23 protein-coding genes and 2 pseudogenes are annotated in these 18,019 nt (G+C 57.1%); 12 read left to right on the forward strand and 13 right to left on the reverse strand.

Annotated elements, in window-relative coordinates; genetic code table 11:
- From ACERZ8_RS21175 to ACERZ8_RS21185, 3 genes are all read left to right on the forward strand, one after another.
- Positions 1-281: PP2C family protein-serine/threonine phosphatase (locus ACERZ8_RS21175; RefSeq protein WP_407594426.1), on the forward strand; the 281-nt coding region annotated here is incomplete at its 5' end.
- Positions 282-363: 82 nt separating this feature from the next.
- Positions 364-1,104 carry a M15 family peptidase gene (locus ACERZ8_RS21180; protein ID WP_407594427.1) on the forward strand — a complete coding sequence of 247 codons (741 nt, stop codon included), beginning with the start codon at positions 364-366 and terminating at the stop codon, positions 1,102-1,104.
- 2 nt (positions 1,105-1,106) lie between these two features.
- Entirely contained in the window at positions 1,107-1,232 is a 126-nt protein-coding gene (locus ACERZ8_RS21185) for a M15 family metallopeptidase (RefSeq protein ID WP_407594571.1), read from the forward strand.
- A gap of 237 nt (positions 1,233-1,469) precedes the next feature.
- Here the strand turns inward: ACERZ8_RS21185 and gmd are convergent, their stop codons facing one another.
- The 9 genes and pseudogenes from gmd to ACERZ8_RS21230 form a co-directional block, all read right to left on the reverse strand.
- On the reverse strand, positions 1,470-2,588 hold the full coding sequence (gmd, locus tag ACERZ8_RS21190; protein ID WP_407594428.1) for a GDP-mannose 4,6-dehydratase: 1,119 nt from the start codon (positions 2,586-2,588) through the stop codon (positions 1,470-1,472).
- Between the two features lie 31 nt (positions 2,589-2,619).
- Complete coding sequence (locus ACERZ8_RS21195; RefSeq protein WP_407594429.1) at positions 2,620-3,750, reverse strand: WcaI family glycosyltransferase; 1,131 nt, start codon at positions 3,748-3,750, stop codon at positions 2,620-2,622.
- 164 nt (positions 3,751-3,914) lie between these two features.
- Positions 3,915-4,625: a sugar transferase gene (locus ACERZ8_RS21200; protein ID WP_407594430.1), complete on the reverse strand. Its 711-nt coding sequence runs from the start codon at positions 4,623-4,625 to the stop codon at positions 3,915-3,917.
- A 406-nt stretch (positions 4,626-5,031) separates the two neighbouring features.
- Positions 5,032-6,439, reverse strand: a pseudogene (locus ACERZ8_RS21205) (mannose-1-phosphate guanylyltransferase/mannose-6-phosphate isomerase); the annotation flags it as partial.
- Positions 6,440-6,453: 14 nt separating this feature from the next.
- The gene (locus ACERZ8_RS21210; RefSeq protein WP_407594431.1) at positions 6,454-7,473 is read right to left on the reverse strand and encodes a polysaccharide biosynthesis/export family protein; all 1,020 of its coding nucleotides are present in this window, start codon (positions 7,471-7,473) and stop codon (positions 6,454-6,456) included.
- Positions 7,474-7,831: 358 nt separating this feature from the next.
- Positions 7,832-8,482: a YjbF family lipoprotein gene (locus ACERZ8_RS21215; protein ID WP_407594433.1), complete on the reverse strand. Its 651-nt coding sequence runs from the start codon at positions 8,480-8,482 to the stop codon at positions 7,832-7,834.
- On the reverse strand, positions 8,479-9,198 hold the full coding sequence (locus ACERZ8_RS21220) for a YjbH domain-containing protein (RefSeq protein ID WP_407594434.1): 720 nt from the start codon (positions 9,196-9,198) through the stop codon (positions 8,479-8,481). Before ACERZ8_RS21220 ends, ACERZ8_RS21215 begins: the two co-directional genes overlap by 4 nt.
- Positions 9,155-9,964 (reverse strand): YjbH domain-containing protein, encoded by an 810-nt coding sequence (locus tag ACERZ8_RS21225; RefSeq protein WP_407594436.1) that lies wholly within the window; start codon positions 9,962-9,964, stop codon positions 9,155-9,157. The genes ACERZ8_RS21220 and ACERZ8_RS21225 overlap by 44 nt, the downstream gene beginning before the upstream one ends.
- On the reverse strand, positions 9,961-10,395 hold the full coding sequence (locus ACERZ8_RS21230; protein ID WP_407594437.1) for a YjbH domain-containing protein: 435 nt from the start codon (positions 10,393-10,395) through the stop codon (positions 9,961-9,963). Before ACERZ8_RS21230 ends, ACERZ8_RS21225 begins: the two co-directional genes overlap by 4 nt.
- Positions 10,396-10,727: 332 nt before the next feature.
- Between ACERZ8_RS21230 and ACERZ8_RS21235 the strand changes: the two genes are divergently transcribed.
- The 3 genes from ACERZ8_RS21235 (at position 10,728) to ACERZ8_RS21245 (ending at position 12,102) form a co-directional block, all read left to right on the forward strand.
- Positions 10,728-11,453: a metallophosphoesterase gene (locus ACERZ8_RS21235; protein WP_407594438.1), complete on the forward strand. Its 726-nt coding sequence runs from the start codon at positions 10,728-10,730 to the stop codon at positions 11,451-11,453.
- Positions 11,454-11,578: 125 nt separating this feature from the next.
- Positions 11,579-11,809 carry a type II toxin-antitoxin system CcdA family antitoxin gene (locus ACERZ8_RS21240; protein WP_407594440.1) on the forward strand — a complete coding sequence of 77 codons (231 nt, stop codon included), beginning with the start codon at positions 11,579-11,581 and terminating at the stop codon, positions 11,807-11,809.
- Positions 11,809-12,102, forward strand: a complete 294-nt coding sequence (locus ACERZ8_RS21245; protein ID WP_407594441.1) for a CcdB family protein — start codon at positions 11,809-11,811, stop codon at positions 12,100-12,102. The genes ACERZ8_RS21240 and ACERZ8_RS21245 overlap by 1 nt, the downstream gene beginning before the upstream one ends.
- Before the next feature lie 187 nt (positions 12,103-12,289).
- Here ACERZ8_RS21245 and ACERZ8_RS21250 read toward each other — a convergent pair whose 3' ends face one another.
- Positions 12,290-12,550, reverse strand: coding sequence for a hypothetical protein (locus ACERZ8_RS21250; RefSeq protein ID WP_407594443.1), 261 nt, complete (start codon positions 12,548-12,550; stop codon positions 12,290-12,292).
- Between the two features lie 203 nt (positions 12,551-12,753).
- Here ACERZ8_RS21250 and ACERZ8_RS21255 point away from each other — a divergent pair, with 203 nt between their 5' ends.
- From ACERZ8_RS21255 to ACERZ8_RS21270, 4 genes are read left to right on the forward strand one after another with little or no spacing between them, the layout of a single operon-like run.
- The gene (locus tag ACERZ8_RS21255) at positions 12,754-13,278 is read left to right on the forward strand and encodes a Wzz/FepE/Etk N-terminal domain-containing protein (RefSeq protein ID WP_407594444.1); all 525 of its coding nucleotides are present in this window, start codon (positions 12,754-12,756) and stop codon (positions 13,276-13,278) included.
- Positions 13,259-13,537: a hypothetical protein gene (locus ACERZ8_RS21260; protein WP_407594446.1), complete on the forward strand. Its 279-nt coding sequence runs from the start codon at positions 13,259-13,261 to the stop codon at positions 13,535-13,537. The genes ACERZ8_RS21255 and ACERZ8_RS21260 overlap by 20 nt, the downstream gene beginning before the upstream one ends.
- Positions 13,509-14,396 carry a GNVR domain-containing protein gene (locus ACERZ8_RS21265; protein ID WP_407594447.1) on the forward strand — a complete coding sequence of 296 codons (888 nt, stop codon included), beginning with the start codon at positions 13,509-13,511 and terminating at the stop codon, positions 14,394-14,396. Before ACERZ8_RS21260 ends, ACERZ8_RS21265 begins: the two co-directional genes overlap by 29 nt.
- On the forward strand, positions 14,338-14,907 hold the full coding sequence (locus ACERZ8_RS21270; RefSeq protein WP_407594449.1) for a tyrosine-protein kinase family protein: 570 nt from the start codon (positions 14,338-14,340) through the stop codon (positions 14,905-14,907). Before ACERZ8_RS21265 ends, ACERZ8_RS21270 begins: the two co-directional genes overlap by 59 nt.
- Before the next feature lie 31 nt (positions 14,908-14,938).
- On the opposite strand, the gene ACERZ8_RS21275 is transcribed toward ACERZ8_RS21270, so the two are convergent.
- From ACERZ8_RS21275 to ACERZ8_RS21285, 3 genes and pseudogenes are all read right to left on the reverse strand, one after another.
- Positions 14,939-15,289, reverse strand: a complete 351-nt coding sequence (locus ACERZ8_RS21275) for a hypothetical protein (protein WP_407594450.1) — start codon at positions 15,287-15,289, stop codon at positions 14,939-14,941.
- A 33-nt stretch (positions 15,290-15,322) separates the two neighbouring features.
- Positions 15,323-15,403 (reverse strand): annotated as a pseudogene (locus tag ACERZ8_RS21280) (hypothetical protein); the annotation flags it as partial.
- Positions 15,400-15,699 (reverse strand): hypothetical protein, encoded by a 300-nt coding sequence (locus ACERZ8_RS21285; RefSeq protein ID WP_407594451.1) that lies wholly within the window; start codon positions 15,697-15,699, stop codon positions 15,400-15,402. The gene ACERZ8_RS21285 and the pseudogene ACERZ8_RS21280, both read right to left, overlap by 4 nt.
- An 865-nt stretch (positions 15,700-16,564) precedes the next feature.
- On the opposite strand from ACERZ8_RS21285, the gene ACERZ8_RS21290 reads away from it, so the two are divergent.
- The gene (locus ACERZ8_RS21290; RefSeq protein ID WP_407594453.1) at positions 16,565-16,921 is read left to right on the forward strand and encodes a hypothetical protein; all 357 of its coding nucleotides are present in this window, start codon (positions 16,565-16,567) and stop codon (positions 16,919-16,921) included.
- A 162-nt stretch (positions 16,922-17,083) separates the two neighbouring features.
- Positions 17,084-18,013, forward strand: coding sequence for a hypothetical protein (locus ACERZ8_RS21295; protein WP_407594455.1), 930 nt, complete (start codon positions 17,084-17,086; stop codon positions 18,011-18,013).
- Positions 18,014-18,019: the final 6 nt, after the last annotated feature.

Genomic DNA, 18,019 nt, shown 5'->3' on the forward strand with positions numbered 1-18,019 from the left:
TGTCCTGGGACGAGGCAGAACAACACCCCCAATCCAACGCGATCACCCGCGCTGTCGGGGTGGGGGATGAGCTTGAGCTGGAAAAAATCCGCGGGCAGATCCTGCCGGGTGACCGGTTCCTTTTGTGTTCTGACGGGCTGACCAAATACGCGACATTCAATACGCTCAAGAAAATCCTCAGTTCCGAGCCGATCGAAACAGTCGCCGAGACACTATTGCACCTTGCGCTGGAAGGCGGCGGGGCTGACAATATTTCGATCATCGTGATCGATATCCACTAGGGTGCAGGGCCACATTCCACTGATTTGAACCGGCAAGGGCCGCATCCGCGGTCCAGTGACTAAAGAGGGCAAGACGGGACGTATGGAAAAGGGTGTCATTCCAATCATTCTGGGTGTGATGGGCGTGATCGTCGTTGCACTTGGTGTGCTTGTGTATCTGCAACTGCGCCCGACCCCCGAAATCCGCTATGAATCCGACGGTGATACCGAATTTGCCGGCCCCGCCATCGACAGCGGCGCGCGGATCGAGATCGAAGTGCTGCGCGCCCAGATCGAAGCGCTTGGTGTGCAGATCGAACAACTGGAACAGCGCATCATCGAAAACCGCGCGCCCACCAGCACCGGCCCCACAGGTGGGGTGCAGGAACAGGGTCAATTCATCGGTGACGGGGTGGATTCGATCAGCGGATCCCATGCGCAGGTGGTCCTGATCGCCAACCGGCGCAACCTCAATCAGGGCCTGCGCATCGCGTCGCCGTCCTATCTGGAAAGCGTGTTCGGCAAGCCGCGTGAGAACCTGACATCAACTTGCCAGGGCATGACAAACCAGCGCCTCGCCTCCAAGCTCAAGACAGAGCAGGTCGGGCCAGTCCGTGTGCGCATGCTGCAACCGGCCCTCGATTCACTTGGCCGCGTGTTTGATCAGATCAAGGCGACGGACGAAAACCTCTATTCCCGCATCAACACCGCTGGCGCGTTGTGCGTACGCCACATTCGCGGGGCGCCGGGTCGGACATCGACCCACGCTTTTGGCCTGTCGCTGGATCTGAACATCGACGGCAAGCTGGATCGGCTGGGCGACGGTAAACGCAACTTGGCCTGACCATCCTTGCCGACTTTTTCCGCGCCGAAGGCTGGTACTGGGGAGCAGGATTCTCGCGCGAGGACAGCATGCATTTCGAGGTCAGCCGCGATCTGGTCGAAAAGTGGATCGCCGAGGGGCTGCTTTAGTGTCAACCCGGTGAGGTGACACATCTGGCCAGTCGCGGTCGAATTTGCTTGCGATATGCCTGCACACGTTTGACGCCTGAGACTTTCGCAATGACGAACCATTCACTCGTGAGCTCCGAAGGTCCTGTGATCAGTCTCGTCTTCAGGGCTCGGCTGCACAGATTGTCTTGTGGAAAATCGACTGAGCATGGGTCACTGGCACGTGATGCCGCCAACACAATGACGTCAGGATTACTTTCAGCCCTCGACTGAGACGGGCAGTTCAAGCCCGTGTTCTTTGAGCAGGGCAGTCCGGCGGGCCGATTTGTGATCTTCTGCGACCATCTCCGCGCACATTTCCTGCGCGGTGATCTCAGGCACCCAGCCCAGTTTTTCCTTGGCCTTTGCCGGATTGCCTAACAGCGTTTCCACCTCGGCCGGTCGGAAATAACGCGGGTTCACACGGACCACTACGTCGCCTTCCTTCAGTGCAGGGGCCATGTTCCCGTTCACTGCCACAACTGTCGCGACCTCATCGACGCCTTCGCCGGAAAACTCCAGATCAATGCCAAGCTCTTTGCCAGACCACAGAATGAATTCCCGCACCGAATATTGCTTGCCCGTGGCAATGACAAAATCATCCGGTTCGTCCTGCTGCAGCATCATCCACTGCATGCGCACGTAATCCTTGGCATGGCCCCAGTCGCGCAGCGCGTTCATATTCCCCATGTAGAGGCACGGCTCCAACCCCATCGAGATGTTGGCAAGGCCGCGCGTGATCTTACGTGTGACAAATGTCTCGCCGCGCCTCGGGCTTTCGTGATTAAAGAGGATGCCGTTGCAGGCAAAAAGGCCATACGCTTCGCGGTAATTCACGCATGTCCAATACGCATAAAGCTTGGCGACAGCATACGGCGAGCGCGGATAAAATGGTGTCGTCTCGGTTTGAGGAGATTCCTGCACCAACCCATACAGTTCCGACGTCGACGCCTGATAAAATTTCGTCTTTTGCTCAAGGCCGAGGAAGCGGATCGCTTCCAGCAGTCGCAAAGTGCCCATAGCATCCACATCTGCCGTATATTCCGGCGCTTCAAACGATACCGCGACATGTGACTGTGCCCCAAGGTTGTACACTTCGTCCGGTTCGATATCGCGCAAAATACGCGTGAGGTTGGATGTGTCGCTCAGATCGCCGTAGTGCAATGACATTTTCGGCTGGGCGACGTGCGGATCTTCGTACAAGTGGTCGATCCGCTGGGTATTGAAGAGCGACGCGCGCCGTTTTATGCCGTGCACTTCGTACCCCTTTTTTAAAAGGAACTCGGCCAGGTAAGAGCCGTCTTGGCCTGTTATTCCTGTGATCAGCGCTTTTTTCATTTTGTTCTCACGGTGTGATTGTTTGCAGTGATCAAGGAGATTCCTGGCGTTCGGTCAGAACATGGAGACGGGCGAGCAGCCCCGACAGAATCTGTTGCTTGTCCCACCGCTCAATGGCGGTGTGCCTTGCCTGTTTGCCAAACTTTTCGCGTTGCGTTGGGTCATCAATCAGCCGAACAACCGCTTCTGCGAGGGCGTTCGCATCTCCGGGCAGCGTGATCAGTCCGGATCCTAAGACTTCATCGGCAAGGGCCGTGCCAGCATCCGCGGTCGCAACAACCGGCTTACCGGATGCAAGCATGTTTGTGAGTTTGGATGGCAAGACAAGGTCCGCGGCACCTGACAGTTGCGGCAAAACATGTATGTCGGCGATGCCCATCAGATCGGACAAGCGCGCCTTTGGTTGCAGGGGGTAGAAGGCGACGTTTTCCAGGCCCGAGGACTTTTCCTTGAGCGTTTTGAGAGCTGGGCCATCGCCGAACACCGCGAACATGATGTCTTTGCGCGACTTCAGTATCTGAGCCGCTTCGGGAATGATCTCAAGACCTTGTTTGTTCGCTATGTTGCCCGAGTAAAGGATCACGTGTTTAGCGTTTATTCCCAGCTCTTGTTTGAGTGGCGACGGCCCATCCAATGGCGACACAGCCTCAAGGTCTGCCCAATTTCGGAACTCGTAAACGCGTTCCGGATCGACACCTTTCTCGACGAGTTTGACAAGCATGGGCTTTGAAATGGTCGTAACCAGATCAAACCGCGTCAGACACCAGCGTTCAAAACCGGAGGCCGCGCGACTGAAAAACCCGCTGTCCTTGAGCAAACCCGTCGCAAAGGCAGCCTCCACTTCAAAATCTTGAACATGAAGCCATTTTCTTGCCCCGCACAAAAGCGCGGCAAGATACCCGATAGGCGCAGATATGAGGGAGGGAGCAACCACAACGACCAAATCGGGTCTGTGACGCAGGCTGTGCCAAAGCGCCGGAAAAATCGCCGTCACAGCAAAAGACGTATGATGCAGAATGCGCCGGATTCCTGTTGGACGCGCCGGAACATAATGCGGGCAATGGGTGATACTCAGCTGATCGTTGAGCCGCCGCGTTTTGTACCGGAACAGAGGGTAGCCGTCCGAAAATTTTCCAAGCCGGGTAGTAGGGTTGCGCGGCAACCACCTTGACGTCGACACCATTGCGGGAAAGCCATTCCGCTTTTTCGGTCGCGTACAGACCAGTGGATATAATCTCTGGTGCGAAATTGATGGAAACAACTAGTAACTTCAAAACTGATTAATCCATCCAACGACCAGGTGGAAACGTGTTCGATTGATTGGAGTTAGATACCTGTGCGGAACAGGACGCAGCGGACTGTGGTCAGCATCAGTTTGACATCCAAGGCCAGCGACACGACCTCGTTGTAACTCACATCCAGCGCGACACGTTCATTGTACGACGTGCCGTTGCGACCGTTGACCTGCCACAAGCCCGTGATCCCGGGCTTCATCCTGAGATAAATGGCCTTACGCGTCCCGTAGCGGCGCAATTCGTCCTCAACCACTGGCCTGGGCCCGACAAAGCTCATCTCACCCCGGATCACATTGATGATCTGGGGCAGCTCGTCGAGGCTGGTCTTGCGAATAAAGGACCCGAACGCAGTGATGCGCGGGTCATTTGACAGCTTCTGGTTATTTTCCCATTCCTGACGGGCGGCAGGATCGCGTTTCAAAAGGTTGTCCAGCCTGACCTCGGCATCATGGACCATGGAACGCACTTTCCAACATTTGAAAGTTACGCCATCCCGTCCGACCCGCTCATGACCATAAAAACCAGGACCACCATCACGGCGGGCAATCAGCCAAAGGATTGCAATAACGGGAACAAGCAATGGGAGCAGAAGACCAGCGCAGACGAGGTCAAAAAGACGTTTGCCATACCGCGCGTACAGCCCGTCGTTCTCAGTCTCAGGAACAGCCGTAACGTCCGCCGCAATGGCAGAGAAGTCTTCATATTTCAATGCACCAGCCCCCCGACGGTCCGTAGCAACCAAATTACAATTCGTTCAACACCTATCCGACTCGTTGCTTCGCAGCAAATGGAGGATTTGTAAAACGACGTTTTAGGCAATGTCGCGCTGGCATTATGCTTAATTGCTGAGCGGGGAAAAGTACAGAGATCCCGCGATCTTAAAGATATCTATACTTCTCAAACAGTTACCGATGCCAGAAAAGCCGCGAACGCTCGGCGCTTTTCCGTAACCCAGCATGAACGTCTGCACAGGAAATAAGCGCGCATACGCAGCATTATGGTGGCGCGCTTGTCAATTGGAGCGCTCAGCAAGTGTATTTTTCGGAGACGCATGTGAGTCTCGCCCCCCCGAATCTGATCGGGTCTGAAGGGTTGTGCCGTGGCTTGACCCACCCGGTCTGCGCCAAGGAGCTACCCTTCGCACCCTGACCGCGCGCATAGACGTCTTCGTAGCGGATGATGTCGTCCTCACCCAGATACGATCCCGTCTGGACTTCGATCAGAACCATGGGGACCTTGCCGGGGTTTTCCATGCGGTGCACGGCCCCAAGCGGGATGTAAACGGACTGGTTTTCGCTCAGCAGTTTGACCTCTTCATCCACCGTCACACGGGCCGTGCCTTCGACGACAATCCAGTGCTCGGCACGATGGTGATGGCTTTGCAGGGACAAGGCGGCGCCGGGGTGCACGACAATCCGTTTGACCTGAAACCGGTTGCCGATCACGAGGCTTTCGAACCAGCCCCACGGGCGGTGATCCTTGGGGAACTGTTCGGCCTGCAGCGCGCCTTGATCTTTGAGCAACTGCACAGCCAGTTTGACGTCTTGCCCACGGGTCGCATCCGCAACCAGAACCGCGTCATTCATCGCCACGGCCACGATGTTCTTGAGGCCGATGCCAACCAAGGCCAGCTCATCATTTTCGGAGCGCAAAAGGGTATCGTCGCAATCAATCGCAGTGGCGTTGCCATGGGTCGCGACGCCCCGTTCGTCCTTGGGGCTTTCGCGCAACACCGCGTCCCATCCGCCCAGATCCGACCATGCCGAAGAATAGGGGACCACGGACAGGTTGTCGGCCTGTTCCATCACCGCGTAGTCGATCGAAATGTCTTTGGCCTGCGCCCATGGTTCAGCGGCAAGGCGCAGAAAACCAAGATCGGCCTGGGCGTCCGCAACCGCACTTGAGACCGGTGCCATCAGATCGGGGGCATGGGCCGTAAACGCATCGATGATGGTGCTGGCCTTGAACATGAAAATCCCAGCGTTCCACATATGTTTGCCCGAGGCAACCAGAGTGGCCGCCGTGTCCGCGTCGGGTTTTTCCACAAAGCGCTGCAAAAGGCACGGCACCGCCATCTGCCGGGCCTGCAAGTTCAAGGTACCCATAGCCGGTTTCGGGATGCGTGGGCGCAATGCCGAAGGTCACAAGCTGACCTGCGCGCGCCACTTCAAGGGCGGTCTGGGCGGCTGCGAGAAAACTGTCAGCATCTGGGATCAGGTGGTCAGAAGGGCAGACCAGCATCACAGCCTCGGGATCCTGCGCATGAAGATAAAGTGCTGCGGCCAGCACTGCGGGTGCCGTATTGCGCCCGGCGGGTTCCAACAGAATGGCGCCCGGGTCAATTCCGACTGCAGCCAATTGTTCGGTCACAATGAAACGAAAATCCGACCCCGTCACGATCAGTGGTTTCTCAAAGCCGGCCATGCGGCTGGCCGAAGCCTGAAACAAAGTCTGTTCCCCAAGCAAAGCGGCAAATTGCTTGGGATAGCTTTTGCGAGACAGGGGCCACAGGCGTGTGCCCGAGCCGCCGCATAACAGGACCGGAGTAATAGACATGAAAATGGCCTTCTTTAGTTGTCAGTCGCGATGCGCGCCGTGTTCAGCAACGACGGAACGACCTGCGATATTGCTCGGTTCCATCGGGTAATGGGCTGTTGTGCAATGAATATGACATCATCGGGGCGTAATTCGAAATTCGTCATCAAAGCATAGTTGGCTGCGTTGCGCGCATCCAGATGCCATGCGGTGACAGCGCCGAATTCGCGGGGATCCTGACTGGCCCGCAGCACGTAGATTTGCGAAATGTCGCCGAGAATCACTGTAATCCCGCGTGCATCCTGAAACAACGCATCGGCCAGCTTGGCCCTGCGTTCATAGGGCAAGGCATAGCGGGACTGCAATCCGACCTCACCCGTCAAATAAACATAATCCCGATTATCTGCGCCAAGCTCGCGGCGCAGCTGGAAGTTGGTGCGCGCCTCGTCAAGTTGCCCGCGCCGGATGCTCACTTCGGCCTGCAATTCGTTGAGGGCGGCACTGCGTGCCTGCTGGCGGGCACCGACAAGGGCGATTTGCTGTTCGAAATAGCTTTGCGCCTGGTCCAGCTCGTATTCGGTGTCCACAAACACCGCGTCCCCGTCTGTCAGCCGGGTGCGCAACAGATCGGCGCGGCTGTAAAGGGTGGTCAGTGGAATCTGGTAGAGGGTCCCGTCACGGTAGATGCGCACGGACGCAAAATCCTGATCCTGCACAGTCACACTTCCCGCAGCGGCCAATGCATCGCCAAGAAACAGCGGCGTCAGCCCGATGGGCACTACAGCCGGATTGCCAACTGCGCCGCCGATGGAGACTTTGCGCGAATTGAATTCGGCGATCTCAAGGCTGAAGGTCGGGTCGAACTGGTTTTCAACAAGTCGCTGGAACAGCACGTCCTCGGCGGATTCGATGGTCAGTCCGGCGATGCGGACGCGACCCACATTGGGAATATTGATCGATCCGTCATCCTGCACGGTGTATCCTTGACGCGCGTTCTGCGCGGCCAACAGGCCCGACAGTTCCTCGACCGTCGATCCCGTGCTTGGCGTTGACAACAAAACCACGTCTCCGACGCCGATTTGATAGGCCTCCGACGGGACCGCTGGTGGCACTCGCAGGGCCAGCGCACCCGAGGCGCGGCTCCAGATCGAAGGTGGGGTCTGGCAAGGCGCCGGCCCCGCGCAACCCCGACCCGCCCCCGGCAGTCAATGAGAACACGGCTGGCAAGGTCTTGGGCTGGAACGCGGATCGGTTGGCTTGAACCACCGTTTCCGCGCTGATCGGTACCACGCGGACGTTGGTTCCATCCGTCGGCCCGGATTGAACGGAAGAAGATCGATAGACCGTCCCGCAGCTTGTCATGGCAAGCATGGCCCCTGCCAGTACCAGATATCTCAACATCTCAACTCTCCTTCATCTCGGTACGATGCGGGTCGAAATCGCACCGATGACAGGGCCAGCCCATTGCCGGGACAATACGATGTCCCTGCCGGATGAGGCCACCCAATACAAGTTTACAAATTCCTGGTCCAGACTGCGGCAGCTTTCGCGCATCAGCCGTGTGGCCGTGGGCGTGCCGAATAGGTCGATCTCCTCCGGACCGCGATCTTCGATAAGGCAGCGATAGGTGCGGGTGACTGCAAAATCGTTGCCGTCCAGGTAGGTGTGGAACCGGTCCGACCAGCCCTCCTGTAAGGACAACACCAGCGCCAAGGGCTGTTTCAGGTCAGAGGCAAGCAACCCCTCACCCAGACCCCGCGTGCTGTGCAGCATTCCGTTCTCAAGGATGATGTGCGTGCCATCCGAACTCAGCCAGTAGGCAAAAGGACCGTCCTGACGTTCCAGCAGGATGTCCGCTGACACGTTCTGTTCCACAAATGCCACCTGCAATCGGGGCGCGTCACGTTCGATCAGGGCGGTGAAGCGCGGCACGAACTGCGCTGCCCCACCCCGGTTTGTCAGAACGGCAAGCGACTGGCCCAGCCCGCTTTCGTCATCCACGGCGGTGCCGCACGCGGCCAGCATCGCAAGCGCCATCATGAAAAAGGCAAAACTGCGCTTCATCGGTAAAAACGCCCCCATCCGTCGCTCAGGCCCTGCGCCCGGTATTCCCGCGTCACACCGTAAAGGCGGTTGGCCACGTTCAACCGCGCACCCCCGTCCCGCAACACAGGCTGAATGGTTTCTGAATAGACCGAACGCGATGGCCGCCCGGTCAGCCAGGACACCGGCACGGTAAAGCGGATGCCCTTGTCAAAGGACCCTTCGCCGAAATCATCAAACGACACGTCGGTCAGCGTGAAATAGCCCCCGATCCTGAACCCGTTGTTGAATTCGCGATCCAGCGAGAACGTCGCGCCCCAATCACCCGCCAGGTAGCGCCCCACATCGATCTGCGTGATGAAACCGTTGCCGAAATCATAATAGGCCGAGGCATGGCCGGTGATCACATCGTAATCCTGCAGGCCGAACAGCATGTCGAAATCGCGCTGCTTGGCATAGTTGATCTCGACCCCCAGCGCCAAGCGGCTGTCAATGGGATACCACAACAGCTCACCCGACACCCCGGCAAACATGTTCTCAAGATACCCGCCCGTGACCCGCGCAAACATATCATCTCCAGGGCGCCACATATATTCAGCCGTAAGGCGATTGATCTCAAACTCGGATTCCTGCGCATAAAGCACGGAATCCGAACGCACACGCTGGATCACCGAATTGGACTGGCGTGTGGCGTCATCGATATTGCCGTCCAGCGGCTGGCGGAACAGGCCGTCCAAAGGTCAGGCCGGGACGCGGCGCATAAGTGAACGAGAATTGTGCGCCCACTTCGTAGCGCACAGGCTCATTTGGATCAAAGAACGAGAATGTAAGATATGGGCCAAGCCCATAGGTGAATTTCGGATAAAGGCCCGGCACTTCGCCGTCACGATCCGAAATTGGGGCATCGTCGATCCGTGTGCGCGCCAAAGACCGCCATGCACCGTCATAGTCGGTATCAAGCTCTTCCAGATCGCTGCGTTGCAGGGTGATGGTACTGTTGGCGACCCCCCTGACCTGCGGGATGATGACAAAGGTTTCGATGTTGCTTGGCAAGGTATTGGCCATGGCCCGCGCCGTGCGCCCGATGGCCTGCGCCTCGACATCCCAACGGTTGTTCTGGATACGCACAGTTGCACGCCCGGCCTGGACCCGAAAGGCCTCAAGGTCGATGCCATCGTCCTGCAGGACCTTTGCAAGCTGATCGCGGGCCACGGTCAATGCCCTCCGATCATTCAACTGCATGTCCGCAAAAGTCGCCGCGTCACGGCCCAGAATGGGCATTGGCGCAGCATCAAGCCCACCGGGCTGGCGGCGTTTCTTGGGATCGAGTGTAAAGCTGTATTGAAACCCGATTTCACGCCCCCCAATCACAAAGGCACGCAGGTTCGACCCACTGGGATATGAATAGTTGAGGCCGATGTTGAAGGGCGAGTCGATCTCGATCACACCGTTGCCGACTTCCACATCATAGGCATCCGATGAGTATTCGAGCTGAAAACTCAAACGGTCGGTCGCACGGTATTCCACCCCCGGCGAAAAGGGCGGCGAGGCCCTCGAAACCACGCTCCAAAATCGAGCTGACCAGTGGTGTTTATCCCGCCTTCATTTGCGTTTGGGCGGTTTTCGAAACGTCCCGCAAACTCGGCAAGTGGATTTCTGAACGAACCGCGTTGCGCCAGCCGTCCCCACCCCATGCCGCCCGTAACGGTCAGGCGGTCACCAAAGGTCTTGGTCGCGACAAAGTATTCGCCAGACAGAACCCCGGTTCCACCGAAGTCACGCAGGCCAAAGGCCAGTGCCGGGCGTCGGTCGGTCTCAAACGCAAGCTGGTAGTGAATATCGAAACTGCGGTCGAACAGATCGCCGTTGTTTTCCGCCCGGCCCGAAAATTCCCTGATGGCCCCATAGCGGAACGATCCGTAAAGGCGGGGCAACAACTGAAAAGTGAACGTGTTGCGAGAGATGTTACCGAAGGTATTCGCAGATCAATGCAACCTGTCCGTCCGGCATGACCTGCGCCGTTGGCATGTCAATGAGGCCGGGCGTTCCGTAGGTTGACAGCGTCTGCCCAGAGGCAGATCCCCCCGACAAAGCCGAGGCATCCACATATTACTGCCAAGACCCGCGACTTCATGCGCCGCCTTTCCCACTACCCTGTCCACCAATACCAACCAATGGCGAACGTCTTCACTTCCCGTCGAACAATCCTTATGACTTCAAGACCCGTTGCGTCTCAATTGCAACACCACCGGCTTGAGAAACTTGCATGATTACACGTCTGTTTCGGCGATTTGTCGCTGGTCCGGAATTTCCGGCGCCCGCTCCGGACAGCCCGTTCATTGCGGTCGGTGACATCCACGGGCGTATTGATCTGTTGGAGCTGTTTCTGGAGATGGGCCCGGCCTATCCGATTGTGTGTGTCGGGGACTACGTAGACCGCGGGGAGCACAGCGCAGAGGTTCTGCGGCTTTTGTCGCAACGTACCGATATCACCTGCCTCTCTGGCAACCACGAAGAGATGATGCTGGGCTTTCTCAAGTCCCCGGAAAAAGTGGGGCCAAGGTGGCTGCGCTATGGCGGTTTGCAGACGCTTGCCAGCTTTGGCATTTCGGGCGTGACAAACGGCGGCAACGCGCAGGCACTGATCGCGGCGCGGGACCAGTTGAAAGACAAGATGGGGCCCGAACTGATCAGCTGGATGCGGTCTTTGCCGACGCGCTGGCAATCAGGCAATGTTGCCGTGGTGCATGCCGGGGCTGATCCGCTGCGTAGCATCGACAATCAGGACACCGAAGCATTGCATTGGGGTCACCGTGATTTCGCCAAGGTGGACCGGACGGACGGGGTGTGGGTCGTGCATGGCCACACAATTGTCGACGTGCCCCACGCACGCAACGGACGCATTGCGATTGACACCGGAGCCTACGCGACCGGCAACCTCACCGCCGTACTGATCGAACACGGCAAGACATCATTCGAAACGGTCGGTTGAGATTGCGTTCGCCGAAGGGTCGTTCCATTTGGAACGCAAGCAATTTTTTGCGCATATCGATGCGCATGATTGACGCGCATGAGCATGCGCCTTATCGTGCTACCATCCCAGGCACAGGACACGTCATGCCCGCCCCGCTGCGCAAACCAACAAATCTGTCGATCGACGCCACTTTGCTGCAAGAGGCGCGCGACCTCGATATCAACCTGTCGCGTGCCGCCGAACAAGGTCTGGAAGATGCTGTCGCGCAGGCGCGTGCGGCGCAGTGGAAACGCGACAATGCCGCAGCGCTCCAAAGCTCGAACGCGTGGGTGCAAGACAACGGTTTGCCGCTGGCCAAATACCGCAATTTTTGATGGCGCGTTTCGACCTTTATGCCAGCGAGGACGGCTACCTGCTCGACGTACAGTCCGATCTGATCGACGTGCTGACGACACGGGTAGTGGTACCCCTGATGCCACTTGATGCGGCCCCTACCCCGGCGCGACGCCTTAATCCGGTATTCGACATCGACGGAACGCAAGTCGTGATGGTCACGCAATTCCTCGCAACCGTGCCCACGTCGATCCTGACCGATCGCCACAGCAGTTTGGCCCACGCGCAGGACGAGATCACAACAGCGCTCGACATGGTGTTCACCGGGTTCTAATGCCCTTCGCCGGCATCAAGGCAAGGCCACAAAACTCCACACCCAAGCGAAACCAGCCGCCGCTCTCAAACTGTGAACAGGTACGACCCCTGAATAAGCTGTCGCGCCAAACCGAAGAAAGGCCTCCATTTTCCAATGGAAGCCTTTCCAAAATTTCTGGCCCGACTATGAGGACCCGCAGACTGATTTAGTTGGTCGACGTCGTGCTTGTTGTCGATGTTGTGCTACCCGATCCACCGGCCGCACCCAGCAGGACTGCCGCCGCAACACCACCGGCCAAAGCGCCGTAGTTGGGCGTACCTGTTTGTGTCGTATCCGGCAGGTTCTGGCACGCCGCTGCTTCTGCATTGGCAGCGAGACTGCAATCAACGGCTTGAGCCGTGGCAAATTGGACGGACCCCATCACAAGTCCGGCAACCGTCAGGCTGGTGTAGAAAGATCTGAGCATCCGAGCGCCCTCCAAATAACTATAGTTTGTCGTAACACAGCTTTTCTCGTACATACAGCCGAAACCATAGGACAATCAATGCACACATCCGCCTATGGCGTAAAACCGCACTATTTTTTGGTCGCAGTCGCCTTGTTCGCGGTATAGTAGGCGCGCAGGTATAACGAAAAAACCCGATGGCAGGGGCTTAGACAGTTAAAAACATGCAAGTTTCCAGAAACATCGCCCCGAGCGAGGCGCAATCGGCAAGCCAGATTAATACGGTCGCAGATGACGATGTCATCGACCTTGGCGCGTTGTTTTCCACGTTTTGGCGCGGAAAGTGGTTTATCCTTTTCACGACATTAATGGCGATTCTCGTGGGCGGTTATTATGCCTACGTTGTGGCGACACCAATGTATCGCTCAACGGCTGTTGTGATCCTTGAGACCAATCAGGAACAAATCGTCGATCTGCAAAGTGTGGTTGGGGGCATTTCGGGCGAAACGTCCGAAGTGAACTCCGAAGTCGAAGTGCTGCGCGCCCGCGGGTTGATGGGAAAAGTGGTCGACCGTCTAAATCTGACCGAAGATCCCGAATTCAATTTCGCCCTGCGCACGCCCTCGGCCCTCGATCAGGCGAAGACTCAGGGTCAAGAGTATCCTGGGTCTGAAGGCCGCCCCAATCGTGCTCACGCCCGAAGAAGAGGCCAAGCGCACCCGCGATTCCGTGATTACCAATCTCCTTGATGCGATCTCTATTCGGAATGTGCCGCAAAGCCTTGTCTTTCAGGTCACCGTGCAAACACAAAATCCACGCAAGTCGGCGCTGATCGCCGATACCGTGGTCGATCTTTATATCCTCAACCAGATTGAGGTGAAATTCGAAGCCACCGAGCAAGCCACGATATGGTTGAGCGAGCGGGTGTCCGAATTGCAGACGCGTCTTGAGCAGGCCGAGGCCGACGTTTCCGAATTCAGTGCATCGACCGGAGCTTGTGTCGATTGAGGGCCTCCAAGCACTTGAACGTCAGATCAAAGATGTGCGCGACCGCATCTCGGGGGCCGAGGCCACCCGTGCCGGGCTTGAAGCTGAAATCGCCGCAATGAACGCTGCCGGAACCCGTGGCGAACAGGCTGCACTGGCCAATGACGCTCAACTGAACCGCCTGCTGCCACGTGCGGCGAATGACGATGGCATCGCACAGGCCTTTGACACGCGTCTGGAGCAGGTTCTCCAGCGCAAACAGATCGAACTGACCCGCGCCGATCAGCAACTGCGCGCCCTGCGTGGTTCCGAAATCGAGTTGAACCGCGCGCTGGATCAGCAGGGCGAAGACCTGATCACACTGCAGCAGTTGACACGCGAGGCCGAGGCAACTCGGGTACTCTACGAGTATTTCCTGACCCGTTTCAACGAAACGTCGGCCCAGCAGGGCATTCAACAAGCGGACAGCCGTATTCTGTCTGATGCCGTAATGCCGTTGGAAGCAGCCGAGCCGCGCACATATCTGATCCTCGCGATGTCGGGCATTCTGGGCCTGATGCTGGGCACCGGCCTCGTCTTGCTGCGCGAAATGCGCAACAACGGGTTCCGCACTGCTCAGGACCTGGAGGCGTTCACTGGTTACTCCGTGCTGGGTCAGATCCCCAGCATGCCATCTTCAACACGGCGGAAGGTGCTGCAATACCTGTCGGACAAACCGACTTCGGCGGCTGCGGAATTCATTCGCAACCTGCGCACCTCGATAATGCTGTCTAACGTCGACAAACCGCCAAAAGTCATTTTGTCGACGTCTTCTGTGCCCGGTGAAGGGAAAACGACAAACTCTCTCGCATTGGCACAAAAACCTGTTGGGCTTGGGTAAACGAGTACTGCTCGTGGAAGGCGATATCCGGCGTCGCACCCTTCATGAATACTTCGAAAACGTGCCCCGGCACGGTATCGTTTCCGTCCTTAACGGCGACAAAACACTGGCAGAGGCCGTGTTTCGAAATGAAAATTTCGGTGCCGACGTCCTGCCCGGTGAAAAGACGGGAATCAACGCTGCCGACCTCTTTGCCTCCGACAAGTTCAAGAAACTGGTCGAAGAGGCGCGCGCGTCCTATGATGCCGTCATCATCGATACACCGCCTGTCCTTGTCGTGCCCGACGCGCGCATCATCGCAGAGCAGGTGGACGCGATCATTTTCACCGTGCATTGGGACAAGACCAGCAAGGCTCAGGTCGATGAAGCGTTGCGCATGTTCCACAATTCGGGCCAGCGCGTGACCGGACTGGTGTTAAGCCAGATCAGCGCACGCGGCATGAAGCGGTATGGGTATGGCGGAAGCTACGGGGCCCATTCGGTGTATGGGGCGAAGTACTACACGAACTAAGGTCCAGTGCGCACTACAGCACACCATAACCTCACTTTTTCTTCTGAATGAAAACCATCAAAGTTGCGCCAAGTGCTCTGGGCAGGATCGCTTGAACACCCATCATCAAGCGCCACGCCACATAATTCGCGCCGAAATATGCAGGCTCTGAGTTCCATGTGTAGGAATGGTGGCTCCACCGTTCTGGCGGGAAGCGGTTTTTGAGATCGCTGATCGTGTTCAATCGGTACCTTGTGGGAAAAACGTCTTCCGCCTTCCGGCCGGGTTGCAGCGTCTTCAGAAAACTGACGTGAAACTTATTGGGCACAAGGTTGGCACCAAGGCTGATATATCCCCATTTGTTGGGTGTTCGGGCACATAACCATCCGCCGGGTTTGAGCACGCGATCAATTTCCGCGGCAAAGCCAGCGGCATCGTCAACATGTTCGAACGTGTTGTCGGAACAAATCGGGTCGACAGATGCGTCATCAAGGGGCAGGCGTCCATCGTCTCCTATGACGTGTGCTTCACCTGCAGCGACGGGTTGGTTTTGACCACCGGGTCGACATCCACGCCGATGACCCGGGCACAGCGATCACGATGGCTGAGCAGCGCGCGTCGGTATGGCGCTGGATCTTCCTGAAAATTCGCGCCGCGCCCGGCGCCAAGGTCAAGCACGACATGGTCCGGTTCGGTCAGCGCCGCGATGCGGGCGAAGAATTCTATGGTGCCGTCAATCCGGGTGAACCCGCCCGCGCCCACCTCGGGGTAGGTCCGCAATTTCGTTGCGTTCACCGCTTCTGCATCTGCCAATGGTCTATCCCTCGGTCAATTCGGTGCGACAGCAACTGATATGTAGAACGCTTGCTGCGTCGAGGGCGAACGCCCGAAACGGGCAGGACTGATGGTGACACGTTTGTATCAAGGCAGGTTCTTTCTGTTTTCCAGCAAGTTTAACGCGGGCAATTAAACCCATTTCTCCCGGATTGGAAAGCGGGTGGCACCGGCCCCATCAACAGTGCCGCGCAAAAACGGATTCCGGTAAATTTATTTAGCGCGGACCAGTCTGTGCGCGGGTTTCCTAGGCTGGAAGTGGTGCATCCATCGGGTGAAGTGGACGGGGGACCGGCCGTTTTCCGCCACAGAAATTCCGGGTTTCAAAGGGAAATGTCCGGTTTCGGTGATAGCCGTGACTTGTGAACAATGGCGTTGATCCGTATGGCACTCCATATTGGTGCCCCGAGCGACCACTTTGATCACTGGTTCGAAAGTCTGTGAGTACTCCACTATGAGAATTCCCACGAGCTTTGCCAAAACAACTGCCATCTCCTCGACAGTGGGCGCCATGAGATCTGCTATGTACCGGGGCGTAACGAGATCCGATACGATGCAGGTTGCGTCGCTCATGGGGCCAAGTGAGTATATCCACATGCACGACGATTCATTTGTGACCAACGCCGGCAAAGGGCTGGCGGCAAAGCTGACGGATCTTGGAATGAAGGGAACGGACATGGCGCGTGCGCGGCTGGCAAACAAGCCTTTTCAAATTCTTTGGTCTTGGACGATTTCCGGCAATTCCAACCGGCGTGTGACGGGTATGATCCATGCACGCACTGCTACGTTATGTACTCGGCTCCGATCGACTGCCAAACGAGACCCAAGAAAGCGGCGCGGGTAAGTGTCCGGGGCTTCGGTACATGAGACCAACCTGACGGGCGCATCGCAGATGTCGCTGGTGCGAATCTTCGCCAGCCTTCTGGTTTTGTTTGCAATCGTGTTCGTGTCGTTCTTCTGGGTGCTTGGCACCTCTGTTCCGCCCGGCTGGCGCGCGCTTACATACGTTTTTATCGGCCTCGCCTTTGTCATTATCCGGCAACGCGGCGCGCAGGAGTTTTCGCCAGCCTTGTGGTTGCTGATCATTGCGACCTACCCCTTCTTGCTCCGATGTTGTCGCTCGATCTGCTGGGGTACGCGGCATATTCGTCCGGCTCCATCCGACACCAGACCGATGAGGCGATTGTCGTGCCACTTCTGATCGGCGGCTTGGCGCTGGTCTTTCTGGCCCTCAATCTCACAACCGTTCAGATTTTGTCGTCGCAAGGCAATTTTCAGCTGGGCGGCGCAAAATGGCGACCTACCACAATCGTTGTAATCTTCCCGGCATCTGCGGCTGCTTTGCTAGTCGCCAACCTTCTGGATGCGCCACCTTCTCTTCTTGAACCTTGGTCGCGTCGCTTACAGCGTCATCAAGGAATCCCGCGATGATGCCTTGAACTTCGCGACAGGACTTGTCGTGGTGTGCGGCGCGGCCATGCTGTTGTCGCTGTCTATCCTGCAAAGGGTTCAGGGAATTTCACCTCGGATCAAGCGACTGGCATTGATCATCTGTCTGCTCACCGTGCTGTTCGTGTCCATTTGGCAGCTGTTGAGCGCCAGTCGGGTCGAAGCGATCGGACTGCTTTTTGGCCTGTTCCTGACGCAAGGGGACCGTGTCAGCCGATTCACCCGACGCACATCGATTTTTGTGGTCATCGTGTTGTTTGGTCTGGTTGGGTATTTGCGGCAGTTGCTGTCTGTGTCCAGCTATCTTGACCGCTCGTTTGTGTCATGGCCCGGCGGTATCGAGAACGTATTCAACACCTACGTGTTTGCTCTGATTTCCGTGCGTGATGGCGATTTGCCAGTGTTTTTCGGTCAGACCTACCTTGATCTGCTGCAACGTCTGCCCCCGGGCTTTTTCGGTCTGGACCGTCCCCCACGCGCCTATGACTATCTGGCAGAACGTACGCGGCTAATCGGTGGCGAATACTTTCTGACGGAGCCGTTTATGAATGGACTGGGGCTTGGGGTCGCCATTTTCCTGTGCGTGCTCGTGTTCATCCTGAACTCTTCAACCCGTGTACTTGCTGATTTTCACCAGCATCCAAGGCGTATCTTTGCAGCATTGATTTCCATGACTGTTCTGACCTTTTCCTTTCGCATCATGTGGTACGGCTTCGAACACACGCTCAAAACCATAGTCATCGGCTGCATTCTGGCCCTTCCGCTACTTGCACTTGGCCAAAGGCTGCGCAAAAGACTACAAACCCGTCCTCAGGCACATTCCCAAATTAACTCTAATCTGTGAGGTCGT

The organism is Tateyamaria armeniaca (assembly GCF_045797845.1).
Classification (GTDB): domain Bacteria; phylum Pseudomonadota; class Alphaproteobacteria; order Rhodobacterales; family Rhodobacteraceae; genus Tateyamaria; species Tateyamaria armeniaca.